Source organism: Microbacterium sp. CFBP 13617, assembly GCF_014839445.1.
In the GTDB taxonomy this organism is placed as follows: Bacteria; Actinomycetota; Actinomycetes; order Actinomycetales; family Microbacteriaceae; genus Microbacterium.
Map to the genome: position 1 here is coordinate 715,471 of NZ_JACYNW010000003.1, position 14,741 is coordinate 730,211.

Consider the following 14,741-nt stretch of genomic DNA (forward strand, 5'->3'; position numbering starts at 1 on the left):
CGGTCGTCACACGACAGCGAGCTGCGAGAACCCCCAGATCAACCACCCGGCGCTGAACGCCACCGACGTCAGCGCCAGCGCGAGGGCCCACACCGCGACGCGACGGCTGTCGTGCTCGCGGCGCAGCGACACGATGGCGATGATCGCCGCGAGCGCTCCGAGCGGGAGGAGCCAGCCGGTGAACAGGGCCGCCCCGAGGGCGAGGATCGAGACGCCGAGGGACCACGGCGCCAGGGACCGCGGGGTGGGCGGCGCCGGCGGGACGTAGGGGATGACGTGATCGCCGAAGGCGGCCATCTCGAGCTGCGCCGTGGGGAGGCGCTCGGGGTCGCCCTCGTCGTCGCGCCGAGCGGACGCCGCCGCCTGGGTGATGGCGGCGCGCAGGTCGTCGGCGGGCTCGACGCTCTCGGCGACCTTGCGCGCGCGCCGCGTCGGCGGAGCCGCCTCGCTCATGCGACGCGTCCGGAGCCCGGCCCGGGGGCCTCGGCATCGGGATCCTCGGCGACCTGGATCTCGGTCACCGGCAGCGTGGAGTCGGCGCCGAACGCCAGGGTCGAGGGCCGGCGCCCCGATGAGATGAGCTCGGCGGCGAGGGCGGCGATCATCGCGCCGTTGTCGGTGCACAGGCTCAACGGCGGGATGCGCACGGCCACGCCCGCCGCCGCCGCGCGCTCGAGGGCGACGTCGCGCAGGCGCTTGTTGGCGATGACCCCGCCGCCCAGCAGCAGGCGCGGGACGTCGTGGCGCGCACACGCGTCGAGGGCCTTGGTCACCAGCACGTCGACGACGGCTTCGCGGAACGACGCCGCGACGTCGGCGACAGGCACCGGCTGCCCCGCGGCCTCGTGCTGTTCGACCCAGCGGGCGACGGCGGTCTTGAGGCCCGAGAACGAGAAGTCGTAGCGGTGGGATGCCATGTCGGAGGCGCGCGACATTCCCCGGGGGAACCGGATCGCGGTGGGATCGCCCGAGGCTGCCGCCCTGTCGATCTCGGGGCCGCCGGGGTAGGGCAGCTTCAGTAGTCGGGCGACCTTGTCGAACGCCTCGCCCGCGGCGTCGTCCATGGTCTCGCCGAGCAGTTCGACGTCGCTGGTGAGGTCGCGCACGAGCAGCAGCGAGGTGTGCCCCCCGCTCACGAGCAGGGCGACGGTGGGGTATTCGAGTTCGGCGGCGTCGTCGTCGAGGATGTCGGCGGCGATGTGACCGACCAGGTGGTTCACGGCGTAGAGCGGCTTGTCGAGGGCGACGGCGAGGCCCTTCGCGGCCCCCACCCCGACCATCAACGCACCCGCGAGGCCGGGACCGCTCGTGACGGCGACGGCGTCGAGGTCGGCGAGCGTCACGCCCGCCTCGGCGAGCGCGGCGTCGATCGAGGGCTGCAGCGCCTCGAGGTGCGCGCGGGCGGCGACCTCGGGGACGACGCCGCCGTAGCGGGCGTGCTCGTCCATGCTCGAGGCGATGGTGTTGCTCAGCAGCGTGCGACCGCGGACGATGCCGATGCCGGTCTCATCGCAGCTGGTCTCGATGCCGAGCACGAGGGGCGCGTCCATCAGCACCAGCCCTTTCCGGTGGCGGGGGGAGCGGGGGTTCCGGCTCCGTCGGCGGGCTCGGGCGCCGGGGTGGCCGAGACGGCGGCGGATCGATCGGATCCCTCGGCGGGCTCACCGCCCCGGGTCTCGGCGCGGCGGGTGGCCCACCCGCGCAGGTCGAGCTGCATCACGAGGGCGTCGACGTCGTCGGGCTGGTAGTAGCGCGGACGCCGGCCGACCTCGGCGAAACCCTCCGAGGCGTACAGGGTCTGGGCGACGGGGTTGTCGGCGCGCACCTCGAGGAACACCTCGTGCACGTCCCGCCGCACGGCCTCGTCGAGCAGCGCCGTCAACAGGGCCCGGCCGCGACCTCGGCCCCGCGCCGTCTCGGCGATCGTGATGGTCTGGATATCGGCATCCCGCGCGCCCCGCGCGGCGCGCAGGCCGGCGTAGCCGACGAGGCGGCCGGCCTCTTCGACGACGACGTACCACCCGTGCGGTGAGACGAGCTCCTCGCGCATCATGGCGGGACTCCACGCGTCGGTGGGGAACGACGCGTGCTCCAGTGCCATGATCGCGTCGAGGTCGGCCGAGGTGGCGGCGCGCGTGGGCATCAGCTCACCCGCTTGGGCGCGTGGGCGGCGACGACGTCGGGGCTGCGCAGGTACAGCGGCTCGCCGTCGGCGAGGGTGCGGCCGGCGTCGAGCGCCCGCGCGGCGGCGAGCGCGATCATGGCGGCCGACACCGCGGTGGCGTCGTAGCGGCGTGCCCCGGCGGCGGCGAGGCGTTCGTCGAGCTCGTCGCGCGGGCTGAGAGCGGCATCCGTGACGCGCACCGGCAGCCCGTCGTCGTCGAGGCCGTCGTAGATGCTGAAGGCGAACTCCTTGCGGCGCGCGTCGGTCACCACGGCGAAGCGGCCGGTGTCGGTGCCCGTGAGGGCGTCGGTCAGCAGAACGCCCAGCGCGACGCCGTCGTGGCTGGGGACGGGGACGGCGGGGATGCCGCGCCCCAACGCGTACACCCGCGCGGTCGCGATGCCCACGCGCAGGCCCGTGAAGGGGCCGGGACCCATGCCGATGGCGACGTGCGTCGGCGCGGGGGCGACCGCGCTGGCCCGCCGTAGGAGGTCGCCGATGACCTCGGCGTGTCCGAGCGGATTGCTGCTCTGCTCGTCGACGAGCACCTCGCCGTCGCGCGAGATCGCGGCCACGGCGGTGCCGAGCGAGGTGTCGATGCCGAGAATCACCGTTCCAGCGTATCCGGCACCTCCCCTGTGCCATCCGACTTCGCCGTCCGCTCCGAAGAGAGGGCATGGATGCCATCGACCTCGGCCTGCGCCGCGTCGTCGTCCCCACGGGGGTGGGGCCGATCGTGGCGCACGCCGGGCGTGGTTCGGGCAGTCCGGTCGCGACCGTGCTGCTGCACGGTGCCGCCGGATCGTGGCGCACCTGGGAGCCGATGATCGCGGCCTCCGATGCTCTCGGACTCCCGCTGTCGGATATCGTCGCGCTCGACCTGCCCGGCTGGGGCGAGTCACCGGGACCCGTCCCCGATCCGGCCGAGCTGGCGGTCGCCATCGCGGCGGTCGCCCGCGCGCTGGGGTATCCCCGGTGGCGGGTGGTCGGGCACTCGCTCGGCGGGGTGATCTCCCTCGACATCGCCGCACGCTTCCCGCGCGAGACGGTGGCCGTCGGTGTCGTGTCGCCCAGCGGGGCGGGCGCACGCGCGGTGACGCGGCGCCCGGTCTCCGGCGCCGTACGGCTCCCCTGGCTGGCCGGCATGGTGGTCGCGATGCGGGTGCTGCGAGGTCTCGGGCCGCTCGCTGGGCCCCTGCTGCGCCTGCTCCGCCGCACGGGGGCGCTGCGCACGCTGTCGCGGCCGCTGTTCCGGCATCCGGAGCACGTCGACCGCGAAGTCACCGATGCCCTGGCGACCGAGATCCGCCCCGCGGCCTTCCTCGCCGCCGCGCGCCTGTCACGCACGCACGACGACGGGGTGTGGCGCCGCATCGCGTGCCCCGTGAGGTCGGTGCGCGGATCGCACGACGTCTTCGTCGCCGCGCGCGATGCGCGCACCTGGGGGCGACTGATGCGCGACTACGACGACCGTGTGCTCGACGACAGCGGGCACTTCGCCCACGTCGAACAGCCCGTCCCCACCCTGCGCGCCCTGCGCGAGGTGTGGGCCGCCGACCGCGCTCCGGCGCGACGCCGCTCCGACGCGCGCGCCTGAGCCTGGTCGGCGGATGGGCGAGGGGTCGCACCGCCGCTATCGCGCGATCGGCAATCGCAGCGTGACGACGGTTCCGGCTCCCTCTCGCGAGCGCAGGTCGACATCGCCCCCGTGACGGCGCAGGATCGTGCGCACCAGCGACAGGCCGATCCCCGATCCGGCGACGTCGCGGGCGTTGGCCGCCCGGGCGAGGTCGTCGAAGACGTGCTCCTGCGCGTCGGCCGGGATTCCGCGACCCGTGTCGGCCACCTCGACCACCACCGCGCCGGCGTCTTCGCGCAGGCGGACCTCGATCGGTCCGTCGGTCGAGAACTTCACGGCATTGGCGAGCACGTTGTCGACCGCGAGGGCGAGAAGGTCGGGGTCGGCCGGCAGGGGCGGCACGGCCCACGGCACCCGCTCGGCGACGATGCGGATGCGCCCCCGCGTCTCGGGACGCTGGTCGTGCACGGCGTCGACGGCATCGCGCACGAGCATCTCGAGGTCGACCGGCTCGGTCTCGAGCGGGCGGGTCTCGATCTCGGCCAGTTTGCGCAGATCGCCGACGAGGGCCGCGAGTCGCCGCGCCTGCCCGTCGATCACCGCCACGTGAGCGGGCGCGGTGGCGGGATCGACGCCGGCGAGGGTGGCGCGGATGGCCGTGATGGGGTTCTTCAGCTCGTGGTCGAGGCGGGCGAGGAACCGGCGGTGCTCCTCACGCTCGGTGGCCCGGCCCGCCGCCCACGCCTCGGCGCTCTGACGCGCGCGCGACGCGGCGACGCACCGACGCCGCGCGCCGATGAGCAGCACGACACCGATCACGGCCGAGACCACGACACCGAGCAGCAGGACCACCGCCGGAAGGGCGGTCGCCACCGTCACGACCCGGCGCTCGCCCGCCAAGGCCATCACTCCCGCGGTGAGGGCAGCGAGGAGCACGGGGGCGCAGACGGCACCGATCCGCACCGCGCGGCTCACGGGGTCACCACCGCGTGCACGAAGCGGTACCCCGCGTTCTGCACCGTCTCGATGAAGCGCGGCGCGCCGGGGTCGTCGTCGAGCACCCGGCGCAGCTCGGCGACCCGGTGGTCGACGGCGCGCGTGCTCGTGGCGACCTCGAACCCCCACAACGCCGAGAGCAGCCGGTCGCGCGTGTGCACCTCGCCGGGGTGCGTCATGAGATAGTCCAGCAGCATCACGGCCTTGGGGGTGAGGGAGAGCTCCGCCCCGCCCAGCCACACCCGCCGAGCGGACCGGTCGAGCTCGAGCGCACCCGCGCGCACCCGCGACGACGCGCTCAGGGGACGCTCGCCGGGAACCGTGCGCCGAAGCACGGCGCGCACGCGCGAGAGCAGCTCCTGGGGATCGAAGGGCTTGTTGAGGTAGTCGTCGGCCCCCTCGTCGAGGGCGGCGCTGCGCTCGTACGACTCCCCCACCTGCGTCAGCAGGATGATCGGCAGCCAGCGCCCCTCGGCACGAACGCGTCGCACGAACGCGCGTCCGTCGACCCGCGGCATGATGACATCGCACACCGCGAGCGAGACATCGGCATCCGCCAGCAGGTCCAGCGCCTCCTGCCCGTCGGCGGCGACGATCACCCGGTACCCGCTGCGTTCGAGGAACGCGCCCAGGCCCGCGCGGATGGTCTCGTCATCGTCGACGAGCAGGATGCCGGGACGCTCGTCGCCCGTCATGAGGTACGCGTCGCCAGCAGAGGGATGCCGACCGACACGGCGACGACGAAGACGACGCCGATCACCGCGGCGGCGATGGCTAGGTACCCCAGCACGAGTCCCGCGATCGCGAGGGCACCGCCGCCGTCGCCGGTGCGGCGGATCTGCGACAGCGCGATGTGGCCGAAGATCACCGGCAGCAGACCGAAGCCGCAGAGGCCCAGCACGAGGGCGGCGATCGCCAGGCCGTTCGTGCGACGCGCGGGCGGCGCCCATGCGGCCTGCGGGGCGCTCATCGCTCGTCCCGCAGCACGGTCGTCGCGACGCCGGTGTCGTCGACCCGCGGCGCACTGCCGCGCCAGACGACCGTGTTCACGTCTCCGCTGACGGAGAGATCGGTCAGGGCCTTCGCGTACACGACCAACCCGTCACCCGTGACGCTGAGCGTCGACACGTCGTCGAGGATCACGACCGCCGCGAAGCCCGACACGGTGACGTCGTCGCAGGCCCCCTCGACCCGCACGACCCTGCCGTCGTCGGGGATGACGAGACCGGGGGTGCACGCGATGGTCGTGTCGGCCAGGGCGATCGCTTCGTCGCGGGTGCGCAGGTTCGAGGTGCTGTCGACGCCGGCAGTCGGGGCCGTCGACGTCGGAGCGGCGGGCGGTGCCGCGGGCGCGGGCGCGGCGGGTGCGGCGGTGGTCGCCGCCGGCACGGGCGTCGAGATCACGGCATCCTGGCCCTCGTCGACGCGGATGGAGCAGCCGGCGAGCAGCCCGGCGACGAGCCCCGCGGCGAGCAGGGAGAGGGCGGTTCTGCGCATGTTCAGCCTCCGAATGAGGGGACGAGGATCTCGACCCGGCGATTGAGTTGCCGACCCGCGGGGTTGTCGACCCCGTCGAGCTCGTTGGCGGCGACCGGACGCGACTCACCGTAGCCCTCGGCCGTCCAGGCCACGGGCGTGGCGCGTTCGGTCAAGGCGGCGACGACGGCTTGCGCGCGCCGCTCCGACAGGTCCTGGTTCTCGGCGTCGGTGCCGATCGCATCCGTGTGCCCCGAGACGGTCGCCGCCGGCACCCGGCCGTCGATCAGCACGGCCGCGAGCGCGTCGAGCACGGCGGCGGCATCGGCGCGCAACTCGGCCGAGTCGAAGTCGAACAGCACGGCGTCCGAGAGCGTCAGGGTCGTGCCGCAGCTCGCGACCGGGGCGAGGGCCGCCAGAGGCGGGAACACACCCAACCGCGGCACCGGGGGCAGCGGGTCGACCGTCACGGGCTCGCCGTCGACGCGGCCGGTGCCGTCGCCGAAGTTCTGCACCGTGAGGGTGCCGTCGGTGTACGTCCCCGCTCCGTCGCCGAAGTTCTGGATCGCGACCTCGCCCGACCGGTACGTCCCCGACCCGTCGCCGAAGTTCTGGATGCTCTCGTCGCCGTGCGTGGACGTTCCCGACCCGTCACCGAAGATCTGCACCTGACGCGACGCGTCGACGTACGTGCCCGAACCGTCGCCGAAGTTCTGGATCGCGACCTCGCCCGACCGGTACGTCCCCGACCCGTCACCGAAGTTCTGGATCTCGACACCGTCGATCGTCGTGGTCCCCGAGCCGTCGCCGAAGTTCTGGACGGCGCCGTCGGCGCCGGTGTACGAGCCGGAACCGTCGCCGTAGAGCACGGCCGTGCCGGCCGACGTGGACACCTGGCCGGGGGTCCCGCACGCCGCCGAGGCCACCGTCACGCCCGGCGCTCTCGACAGCGTCGACGCCGCCGAGATCGTGAACGCCGACGCCGAGCCGCTCAGCAGCGACAGGTCGGGCAGCACGAACAGGGGCACGGGCGGGATCTCGCCGACGTCGTAGCCGGGCACGCGAGCGGCTGAGGCCGCGGCCGCCGTCGGCGTGGACACGGGGGTCTCGGCGGCCGCCGACGACCTCGCGGTCGAGGGCACCGGCTCCGAGACGCAGCCGGCCAGGCTCATCGCGACGACGGAGGCCGAGACGGCCGCGGCCAGGCGAACCGCCGTGGGGCGGAGCGCGGCGGGGCGGCGAGGGGATCGACTCATGGCATCCACCGTATTGAAGCGCCGCGCCGCCGTGGTCGCGGGGGTGTCGCAACCGTGTCGCGATTCCGCGACACGTCCCGTCAGGGTCGGCGCGAGATGGTCACGGTGCGCGGGGCGTCGGCGTCGAGCTCGACGGTGTGCACCGCGATCTCACCGCAGGCGTTGTCGACCCCGCGGCCGCCGGTCTGACGGTCGATCTCGATCTCCCACCACGTGTCGGCGAGGTACTCGGCCACCCCGCTCCCCCACTCGACGACGACGGCGGAACCCGCCACGTCGATGTCGAGGTCGTCGAGCTCGACCGCGGCTCCCAAGCGATAGGCGTCCACGTGCACGAGCGGCGTGCCGCCCCCGAGCGAGGGATGCGTGCGCGCGATCACGAACGTCGGGCTCTGCACCGGACCCCGGATGCCGAGTCCCTCACCGATCCCGCGGGTGAGGGTCGTCTTGCCGGCGCCGAGCGGGCCGGTCAGCACCACGACGTCGCCGGGAGCGAGCGCGCGCCCGATGGCGCGGCCCAGGTCGTGCATGTCGGCCGGCCCCGCGACCTCGCGCACGCCCAGCAGCTCGTCGGGAAGGCTCACGCGCCCACCTCCCGACGGGGGACCCGGACCCCCACGCGCGTGACGATCTCGTAGTCGATGGTGTCGGCGGCATCCGCCCAGTCCCGCGCCGACGACACGCCCAGCGTCGGGTCGCCGAACAGCACGACCTCGTCGCCCACCGCGACGGGGTGATCGCCGACGTCGACGACGAACTGGTCCATCGCGATGCGACCGGCCACTGTGAAGCGTCGCCCGTTGATCGACACCGACCCCCGACCCGACGCCTGGCGGGGCACGCCGTCGGCGTAGCCGAGCGGGACGAGCGCCAGCGTCGTGTCGCTCTCGGTGCGGTAGTCGTACCCGTACGACACCCCGGTGCCCGCGGGCACGCGCCGTACCGCCGCGACGGCGCCGCGCAGCGTCATCGCCGGGCGCAGCCCCAGGTCGGCGGGCGTCCGGTCGTCGAACGGCGAGACCCCGTACAGACCGATACCGATGCGCACGCATCCGAGTCGCGCCTCGGGCAGGGCGATCGCGGCGTTGGTCGCCGCGATGTGGCGAAGCGGAGGGTGAAGACCGGCGGATGCCGCCAGGATGACGCCCTCTTCGAATCGGGCGAGCGCGGCACGATCGTCGGCCTCGCTCGTGTTGGACAGGTGCGAGAACAGCCCCACGACGCGCAGCCGCCCGATGCGCTCCAGACGGGCGGCCTCGGAGAACACCACGCGCCAGTCGGCCGGTGCGATGCCGTTGCGCGACAGGCCCGTCTCGATCTTGAGGTGCACGGCCGCCGGGCGATCGCCCTGCGCCGCCTCGCCCGCGCGCAGAAGCTGGTCGATGTCGGAGATGCCGAGCTCGATGTCGTTTCGCACGGCCTCGCCGAACGCTGCGCCGGGCGCGTGGAGCCACGCGAACAGCGGAGCGCGGATGCCCGCTCGCCGCAGCGCCAGCGCCTCGTCGATGTCGGAGACGCCGATGCGGGCCGCTCCCCCGCGGAGCGCGGCGACCGCGGCACGGTAGGCGCCGTGCCCGTACCCCTCGGCCTTGACGACCGCGATGATCTCGGAGTCGGTGAGCTTTCGCAGGTGACGCACGTTCTCGGTGATCGCGTCGACATCGATGAGCGCTTCGCGCAGCACGCCGGGTGCCATTCTCATGCGGTGTCCTCTCGGGTGGTCTCGGGAACGGATGCCGGGGGCCCGTCGATCGCGCCGGGCTCGACGCCCGCGCTCGTCGGCGCGGGCTGCCGGGCCGCGATCGCACCGGGCGCCGGAGCGACCTCGCTCGCTTCGGCGATGACGTACGCCGTCGCGAGGCCCGCATCGTGCGACATCGACAGGTGCAGCGCGGTGATCCCCCGCTCGGCGACGGTCGCGGCGGTCTCACCGCGGAGCGCGAACACGGGCCGGCCCGAGGGCTCGGACGCCACCTCGATGTCGGTCCAGTGCACACCGTCCGACCCGCCGAGCGCCTTGATCAGGGCCTCCTTCGCGGCGTACCGGGCGGCGAGCGAGCGCGGCTTGAGCACGCGCTCGGCCGGGGCGAACAGGCGGGGAAGCAGGCGCGGGGTGCGTGCGAGCGTCGCGGTGAAGCGCGGAACGTCGACCACGTCGACGCCGATTCCGACGATCATGCGCCCTCCCCTCGTGGCATCCTCTCCATTCTGCCGGTGCCGGCCGACATCGGCCGCGGCGGGCCGATCCGACGCGGGCCGAACTCCGGAGAAAAGGCGTCCAGGGCCGCTCTCGAGGTCGCTTCACCCTCAATCGAGCGAGAACTCAGGAGTTCGGCCCGGCTCGATCGGCGCTCCGCGATGCGAGGAACGACGAAGGGGCCGGATGCCACGGCATCCCGCCCCTTCGCACGAGACGACTACTCGACCGTCACCGACTTCGCCAGGTTGCGCGGCTGGTCGACGTCGAGACCCTTGGCCTCGGCCAGGCTCATCGCGAAGATGTGCAGCGGCACGACCGCCAGCAGCGGCTCGAAGAGCGGGGCCGCCAGCGGAATGCGCAGCACCTCGTCGGCCGCGGGCAGCACGGCGACGTCGCCCTCTTCGGCGATCGCGATGACGCGGGCGCCGCGGGCGCGGATCTCCTGGATGTTCGAGACGACCTTCTTGTGCATCTCGCCCGAGCCGCGCGGCGAGGGCACGACGACGAAGACGGGCTGGCCGGGCTCGATCAGCGCGATGGGGCCGTGCTTGAGCTCACCGGCGGCGAAGCCCTCGGCGTGGATGTACGCCAGCTCCTTGAGCTTGAGAGCACCCTCGAGCGCGATGGGGTACCCCACGTTGCGGCCGAGGAACAGCACCGAGCGGGTGTCGGCCATCCAGTGCGCCAGCTGCTCGATGCGCGCCTGCTCGGTCTCGAGCACGCGGGCGATCTTGCCCGGAACGGCCTCGAGCTCGGTGACGGCCTCGACGGCGACGACCGGGTCGATGGCTCCGCGGACACGACCCACGTGCAGAGCGAGAAGATACAGCGCGGTGATCTGCGCGACGAAGGCCTTCGTCGAGGCCACGGCGACCTCGGGTCCCGCGTGCGTGTAGACGATGGCATCCGACTCACGCGGGATGGTGGCACCCTGCGTGTTGCAGATCGACAGCGTCTTGGCCCCCCGCGAGCGGGCGTACTTCACGGCCATGAGCGTGTCCATCGTCTCGCCCGACTGGCTGATCGAGACGACCAGCGTGCGCGCGGACAGCACCGGGTCGCGGTAGCGGAACTCGTGGGCGAGCTCGACGTCGACGGGAACGCGGGTCCACGTCTCGAGCGCGTACTTGCCGACCATGCCGGCGTAGGCGGCCGTTCCGCACGCGATCACGAGGATGCGGTCGATGTCGGCGAGGAAGTCGTCGAGCCCCTCGAGCTCGGGGATCTCGACGCGGCCCTCGTGGATGCGACCGCGGATGGTGTTCGCGACGGCCTCGGGCTCCTCCGAGACCTCCTTGGCCATGAACGACGACCAGCCGCCCTTCTCGGCGGCCGACGCGTCCCACGTGACCTCGAAGGCCTCGACCTCGACGGGGGCGCCCGAGAAGTCGGTGACCTCGACGCCGTCGGGCGTGATCGCGACGATCTCGTCCTGGCCGATGGCGAGCGCGTTGCGGGTGTGCTCGACGAAGGCGGCGACGTCGGAGCCGAGGAAGTTCTCTCCCTCACCGAGCCCGATGACCAAGGGCGAGTTGCGGCGAGCGCCGACGACCAGGCCCGGGTGATCCTCGTGCATGGCGAGCAGCGTGTACGCGCCCTCGAGACGGGAGACGACAGCGCGGAACGCCTGCACCAGGTCTTTGGTACGGGCGTACTCGCGGCCGATCATGACCGCGGCGACCTCGGTGTCGGTCTCGCTGCGGAAGGCGAAGCCCTCGCCGACGAGCTCGCTCTTCAGCTCGGCGAAGTTCTCGATGATGCCGTTGTGGATGACGGCGAGCTTGTCGTCGTCGGCCAGGTGGGGGTGGGCGTTGGCGTCGGTCGGGCCGCCGTGCGTCGCCCATCGCGTGTGGCCGATGCCGGTGGTGCCGTTCGGCATGGGCGAGGACTCGAGGTCGTCGCGCAGCACCGCGAGCTTGCCCGCGCGCTTACGCATGCCGAGCCCGCCCTCACCGTCGATGACGGCGATCCCAGCGGAGTCGTAACCCCGGTATTCCAGCCGCGACAGACCCGCCAGAAGAATGTCCTGGCTCTGCCGGGGACCCACGTAACCGATGATTCCGCACATGGGTCCGAGTCTACGTGGCGGGACTGAGCGAACCCCGTCGAAGCCCTCGCGCGCGCGCGGCGAGCCGCTCCCATGAACCGTCGCGAACGAGCAGCAGGTCGAGCGCGATCATCGTCAGCGAGAACGGCCACAGTCCCAGCAGCACCGCGATGCTCAGGTGCATGCCCGTGATGAGCACGACCGCGGCGTAGCGCGTGGGCTTCCAGAGGATCAGCACGGGGAACAGCAGCTGCACCCAGAGCGCGAGCCCGGTCGCCAGAGCCACCACGGGCGCCGACTGCCACGCCAGCTGGCTGAGCGCCGGCAGAACGTGGAACTGCTCGATGCTCAAGGCGTAGTAGATGGCGGTGCCGTTCAGCCACTCCTCCCCCTCGAGCTTCAGCACGCTCGACACGAGGTAGACGAGCAGGATCTGGAACAGGCAGAGGATCAGAACCGTGTTGTGCAGCCAGGGGCCGATCCAGGTCGGCAGCCATGCCGGTCGACGCGAGGCCCAGCGCGACACTCGATCGCCCCGGCGTCGACGCACCCACGCGTCGACCGAGAAATGACGGCTCAGGTCGGCGAAGACCGCGAAGAGCAGCACGATGCGCATCAACGTGTCGCCGCCGTTGCCGAGCAGCGTCGTGTTCGTCGACAGGCCCACCCACAGCAACAGCACGACGGGCGTCACCCACCGGGTCTTCCAGCCCGCGATGAACAGCACGGCGAGGACGATCAGCAGGTGGAAGGAGATCTCGAAGACGACCGCGTTGTCCTTCGGGAAGAACACGCGCAGCGGCTCCCACCATCCGCGTCGACTCGCCTCGGGGTCGACCCACCACGCCCCGGCTCCCCAGAGGTAGCGCCGGTCGGCGTAGCTGGGGATCAGCACGATGAGCATCGAGACGCCCAGCAAAATGCGCAGGATCGAGAACCCGATCGTCGCGTGCGGACGTTCGGTGAGCCACCCGACGAAGCGCGACCACAGGTGCGACGGTGCCAAGCGCTCGCGCACGACGGCCGGGCGGGGAAGGGATGCCAACACGCTCATCGTCCCGTATACCTCTCGATGACCTCGTCGTAAATGGCGACGACCTCGTCGGTCGGCGCGGTGCCCGGTTGCCGCCACCCGAACGTCGTGTACGACAGCTCGGTCTGGCGCTCCTCATCGAAACGGTGCAGGAAGTCGTTCGGGCGGTCGTGCTGCAGGCGCCACCGCACGCGTTCGACATCACGGTCGAAGTAGGCGGTGCCGAAGGCGGCGGCGAAGCGCACGAGCATGTAGTCGTAGCGCAGGTACCGCACCGCCGCGGCGCGGCTGCCGCCGACCTCGTCGAGCTGCTCGAGCAGTTCGTCGACGCCGATGGGCGAATACGCTCCCCCGCCGAGACCTCGGATGAAGGTGTCGCGCACACGCTCGCGCTGCGCGTCATCCAGAGCCTGGTATCTCGTCAGGAAGGCCTGCGCGGCGTTGAAACTGTTCTTCGAGATGCGCGAGGGCATCGGGATGCCGCGAGCCGAGGTGAATTCGAGGTCGGTGACGTCGACCCACTCGCTGCGCACGAGCTCGTCTCCCTCGCGCCACTGCACCTGGATCTGCAGGTTGCGGTTGACCTTCATGATGTTCGGCGCGAACACGTTCCACCGCTGCGAGAAGTACGGCGAGAACGCCTCCGACACGATCGGGCGGGTGGGGCTGGTCGGCACGGTGAAGGATCCGGCGACGAGGGCGTAGCCCGCGACGATCGCGAGGGTCACGATGGCGGCGACCGCCGCGACCCTGCTCGGCCGCGCGGCGGGAGGACGCCCCTCTCCGAGCCCCGCCGTGGGGGCGTCCTCCACCAGTGTCGTCTCACTCACCGTCGTCCACCTTCACGACCTCGCGGCGACGCAGTGCCCACAGGCCCGCTCCGAGGAAGAGCAGGATCGCCGCTCCTCCAGCCATCAGCGGCGCCTGGACCTCGACACCCGTGCGGGCCAGCCCGCCATTACCGCCGCCGTTTCCGTTGCCGGCCGGCCCGCTCCGCTCGGAGTCCACCACCACGAAGTCGGTGTTCTCACGCTCGGCCGGCAGGTCACCCGTGATCGATCCGCGCACATCGACCCGGTGAGCACCGAGTTCGAAGTCGGGACCGACCGCGAACGACATCCGCGCCATTCCGGTTGCGTCGGCGGTCACCGGCGTCAGCTCGAAGGGCGTCGAGTTGACCGTCGCAAAGACGGTCTCGCCGGGCTGGAAGCCCGAGACGGCGACGTTCTGTCGAGCATCGGGTCCGCGAACGATCCGCTCGACCACCACGTCGGCCCGGGCGGTGTCCGTCGGGTCGGCGTCGGTCGCGTCCGCGTCGGTCGCGTCGGCGTCCGCCACGTCGGCGTCAGCCACATCAGCATCAGCGTCGGCATCCGCAACGTCAGCGTCAGCGTCAGCAACATCGGCGTCGGTCGCATCCGCGTCGGCCACATCGGCATCGACTGCGTCAGCATCGGCCACGTCAGCATCAGCAACATCGGCGTCAGCGTCAGCCACATCAGCATCCGCGTCAGCGTCAGCGTCAGCGTCAGCAACGTCAGCGTCAGCGTCAGCGTCAGCAACATCGGCGTCAACATCAGCGTCCGCAACATCAACATCAACATCAACATCAACATCAACATCAGCGTCAGCGTCAGCGTCAGCGTCAGCGTCAGCGTCAGCGTCAGCGTCAGCGTCAGCGACAGCGTCAGCGTCAGCGTCAGCGTCAGCGTCAGCGTCAGCGTCAGCGTCAGCGTCAGCAACATCGGCGTCGGTCGCATCCGCGTCGGCCACGTCGGCATCGACTGCGTCAGCATCGGCCACGTCAGCGTCAGCTACATCGGCGTCAGCCACATCGGCGTCAGCCACATCAGCGTCAGCCACATCAGCGTCAGCCACATCGGCGTCAACATCAGCGTCCGCAACATCAACATCAACATCAACATCAACATCAACATCAGCGTCAGCGTCAGCGTCAGCGTCAGCGTCAGCGTCAGCGTCAGCGTCAGCG

17 protein-coding genes and 1 pseudogene are annotated in these 14,741 nt (G+C 72.0%); 2 read left to right on the forward strand and 16 right to left on the reverse strand.

All coding sequences use genetic code 11. The features are described 5' to 3' along the window. Positions 1–6: 6 nt before the first annotated feature. From IFU40_RS11800 to tsaB, 4 genes are read right to left on the reverse strand one after another with little or no spacing between them, the layout of a single operon-like run. Positions 7–453, reverse strand: a complete 447-nt coding sequence (locus IFU40_RS11800; protein WP_191926433.1) for a hypothetical protein — start codon at positions 451–453, stop codon at positions 7–9. After that, positions 450–1,550 carry a tRNA (adenosine(37)-N6)-threonylcarbamoyltransferase complex transferase subunit TsaD gene (gene tsaD, locus IFU40_RS11805; RefSeq protein ID WP_191926434.1) on the reverse strand — a complete coding sequence of 367 codons (1,101 nt, stop codon included), beginning with the start codon at positions 1,548–1,550 and terminating at the stop codon, positions 450–452. Before tsaD ends, IFU40_RS11800 begins: the two co-directional genes overlap by 4 nt. Then, the gene (gene rimI / locus IFU40_RS11810) at positions 1,550–2,143 is read right to left on the reverse strand and encodes a ribosomal protein S18-alanine N-acetyltransferase (RefSeq protein WP_070408521.1); all 594 of its coding nucleotides are present in this window, start codon (positions 2,141–2,143) and stop codon (positions 1,550–1,552) included. The genes tsaD and rimI overlap by 1 nt, the downstream gene beginning before the upstream one ends. Further along, positions 2,143–2,775 (reverse strand): tRNA (adenosine(37)-N6)-threonylcarbamoyltransferase complex dimerization subunit type 1 TsaB, encoded by a 633-nt coding sequence (gene tsaB / locus IFU40_RS11815; RefSeq protein ID WP_191926435.1) that lies wholly within the window; start codon positions 2,773–2,775, stop codon positions 2,143–2,145. The genes rimI and tsaB overlap by 1 nt, the downstream gene beginning before the upstream one ends. 65 nt (positions 2,776–2,840) lie before the next feature. Here tsaB and IFU40_RS11820 point away from each other — a divergent pair, with 65 nt between their 5' ends. Then, positions 2,841–3,761, forward strand: coding sequence for an alpha/beta fold hydrolase (locus IFU40_RS11820; RefSeq protein ID WP_191926436.1), 921 nt, complete (start codon positions 2,841–2,843; stop codon positions 3,759–3,761). Between the two features lie 36 nt (positions 3,762–3,797). Here IFU40_RS11820 and IFU40_RS11825 read toward each other — a convergent pair whose 3' ends face one another. The 12 genes and pseudogenes from IFU40_RS11825 to IFU40_RS11880 all read right to left on the reverse strand — a co-directional run bounded on the left by IFU40_RS11825 (position 3,798) and on the right by IFU40_RS11880 (position 13,819). Beyond that, positions 3,798–4,718, reverse strand: a complete 921-nt coding sequence (locus IFU40_RS11825; RefSeq protein WP_342343517.1) for a sensor histidine kinase — start codon at positions 4,716–4,718, stop codon at positions 3,798–3,800. Continuing rightward, a complete protein-coding gene (locus IFU40_RS11830; RefSeq protein ID WP_055833950.1) occupies positions 4,715–5,434 on the reverse strand; it encodes a response regulator transcription factor in 720 nt (239 codons plus the stop codon). The genes IFU40_RS11825 and IFU40_RS11830 overlap by 4 nt, the downstream gene beginning before the upstream one ends. After that, positions 5,431–5,709, reverse strand: coding sequence for a DUF4190 domain-containing protein (locus IFU40_RS11835; protein ID WP_055833947.1), 279 nt, complete (start codon positions 5,707–5,709; stop codon positions 5,431–5,433). Before IFU40_RS11835 ends, IFU40_RS11830 begins: the two co-directional genes overlap by 4 nt. Beyond that, complete coding sequence (locus tag IFU40_RS11840) at positions 5,706–6,236, reverse strand: DUF3060 domain-containing protein (protein ID WP_191926437.1); 531 nt, start codon at positions 6,234–6,236, stop codon at positions 5,706–5,708. Before IFU40_RS11840 ends, IFU40_RS11835 begins: the two co-directional genes overlap by 4 nt. Before the next feature lie 2 nt (positions 6,237–6,238). Beyond that, complete coding sequence (locus IFU40_RS11845) at positions 6,239–7,471, reverse strand: OmpA family protein (protein WP_191926438.1); 1,233 nt, start codon at positions 7,469–7,471, stop codon at positions 6,239–6,241. An 80-nt stretch (positions 7,472–7,551) separates the two neighbouring features. Further along, positions 7,552–8,055, reverse strand: coding sequence for a tRNA (adenosine(37)-N6)-threonylcarbamoyltransferase complex ATPase subunit type 1 TsaE (tsaE, locus tag IFU40_RS11850; RefSeq protein ID WP_342343518.1), 504 nt, complete (start codon positions 8,053–8,055; stop codon positions 7,552–7,554). After that, entirely contained in the window at positions 8,052–9,173 is a 1,122-nt protein-coding gene (gene alr, locus IFU40_RS11855) for an alanine racemase (RefSeq protein ID WP_191926439.1), read from the reverse strand. Before alr ends, tsaE begins: the two co-directional genes overlap by 4 nt. Positions 9,174–9,301: 128 nt before the next feature. Then, positions 9,302–9,649: pseudogene (locus IFU40_RS11860) on the reverse strand (holo-ACP synthase); the annotation flags it as partial. A gap of 239 nt (positions 9,650–9,888) precedes the next feature. Then, entirely contained in the window at positions 9,889–11,739 is a 1,851-nt protein-coding gene (gene glmS / locus IFU40_RS11865; RefSeq protein ID WP_055833929.1) for a glutamine--fructose-6-phosphate transaminase (isomerizing), read from the reverse strand. 10 nt (positions 11,740–11,749) lie between these two features. Further along, positions 11,750–12,763 (reverse strand): HTTM domain-containing protein, encoded by a 1,014-nt coding sequence (locus tag IFU40_RS11870; protein ID WP_191926440.1) that lies wholly within the window; start codon positions 12,761–12,763, stop codon positions 11,750–11,752. A gap of 5 nt (positions 12,764–12,768) precedes the next feature. Further along, positions 12,769–13,581 carry a DUF5819 family protein gene (locus tag IFU40_RS11875; protein ID WP_191926441.1) on the reverse strand — a complete coding sequence of 271 codons (813 nt, stop codon included), beginning with the start codon at positions 13,579–13,581 and terminating at the stop codon, positions 12,769–12,771. Then, positions 13,574–13,819, reverse strand: coding sequence for an LPXTG cell wall anchor domain-containing protein (locus IFU40_RS11880; RefSeq protein ID WP_191926442.1), 246 nt, complete (start codon positions 13,817–13,819; stop codon positions 13,574–13,576). The genes IFU40_RS11875 and IFU40_RS11880 overlap by 8 nt, the downstream gene beginning before the upstream one ends. Before the next feature lie 9 nt (positions 13,820–13,828). Here IFU40_RS11880 and IFU40_RS11885 point away from each other — a divergent pair. After that, positions 13,829–14,741: hypothetical protein (locus tag IFU40_RS11885; RefSeq protein WP_191926443.1), on the forward strand; the 913-nt coding region annotated here is incomplete at its 3' end.